The 1,548-nt window shown below is 59.7% G+C and carries 1 protein-coding gene; it reads left to right on the top strand.

Annotated elements, in window-relative coordinates; translation table 11 throughout:
* Window positions 1-130 precede the first annotated feature (130 nt).
* Window positions 131-1,261 (top strand): IS110 family transposase, encoded by a 1,131-nt coding sequence (locus tag HDG37_RS38695; protein ID WP_184056855.1) that lies wholly within the window; start codon window positions 131-133, stop codon window positions 1,259-1,261.
* Window positions 1,262-1,548 lie beyond the last annotated feature (287 nt).

Raw genomic sequence — 1,548 nt, 5'->3', positions numbered from 1 at the left:
GTAGGCAGTATGACTTCCTGCGGGACAGAGGCTGGCCTGCCGCAACGGAATCAAACGCGGGTTAGCATTGCTGTCAGAGCCGCACGGTGCGGACGTGCCGCACCCGGCGATTTCCGACGCGGAGGCCAGCATGAAGCACGATAGCACTCTTTACGTGGGTCTTGATGTTCATAAGGATTCGATCACGGTCGCCTATGCCATTGGTTCGGGCGAGGTTGAACTGCTCGGCAAGATCGGTACTACGCAGGCCGACGTGGAACGGTTGTGCAAGAGACTGCAATCTAAAGCGCGATGCGTCAGCATCGTCTACGAAGCCGGTCCGTGCGGATATGGGCTTTACCGGCAGCTTGTCCAGAAAGAATTCCAGTGCATGGTCTGCGCGCCCTCGCTGATTCCCCGCAAGCCAGGTGAGCACATCAAGACTGACAGACGTGATGCCATCAAGCTCGTCCGATCGCTGCGTGCCGGCGACCTGTCGGCCGTATACGTCCCCAGCATCGACGATGAAGCATTCCGGGATCTGGCCCGCGCATGGGTGATTGCCAAGGACGACCTCAAGCGTGCACGGCAACGGGTAAAAGCCTTTCTGCTGTCGCACGGCGTGCGCTACACCGGCTCTGCCGACTGGGGGCCGGCGCACCGACGCTGGCTGAGCGCATACAGCTTCGACAGTGCGTGGCAGCAGTTTGCGTTTGAAGAGCTACGTCGCGCGATCGAAGACCGGCTCGCCCAATGTGACCGGCTGGAGTCCGCGCTGCGTGAGGCAGTCGTCAACTGGCGCTTCTATCCCGCCGTCCTGGGCCTGCAGGCAATGCGCGGTGTCCAGTTCACCACGGCAGTGGGCATGCTCGCCGAGCTGGGCGATCTCTCACGCTTCGTGCACCCACGCCAGTTGATGGCGTGGCTCGGGGTGACGCCGTCCGAGCACTCATCGGGCGGCAAGCGTCGTCAGGGCAGCATCACTAAAAGCGGCAACAGTTATGCAAGAAAGCTGCTAGTTGAAGCTGCATGGAGCTATCGCCACCCTGCGCGTGTGAGCCCCGATATTCAGCGTCGTCACGAAGGTCTGCCTAAACCGATTGTAGATCGAGCCTGGGACGCACAGGTGCGCTTGTGCCGACGCTATCGCAAACTCGTCGCGCGCGGCAAGCAGAAGAATATCGCCGTAGTCGCAGTTGCCCGTGAACTCAGCGGATTCATCTGGGACATCTGCCGGCTCTCCTTGTCGCTGGCCATACCGCGCGAGACACAGATGCCATGATGTACAGCAATGCCCTGCGTCTGCATCCACCGTAACGACACGTGCAGGAGTTTCCTGAAGGCGGCGTAGCCCGGCACACGAGTAACCCGCGACCAGGGTAGGCAACGGATCTCATCCGAATTGCGGTGGTAGGTAGCGGAAGGCTCATTGGGCGGACATCTGTAATGCGGTAGCCAATCCGCGGATATCAGCTTGATCCACCGTCGAGATTTACTGCTACGTCGCCCTCAGGAAATTCAAACATCGAAAACACAGAACCGATCATATTGACACGAGAAGTCATATCA

Origin of the sequence: Paraburkholderia sp. MM5384-R2, from assembly GCF_014201025.1 — a bacterium.
In the GTDB taxonomy this organism is placed as follows: Bacteria; Pseudomonadota; Gammaproteobacteria; order Burkholderiales; family Burkholderiaceae; genus Paraburkholderia; species Paraburkholderia tuberum.
This window is presented reverse-complemented; position numbering and strand designations above follow the sequence as displayed.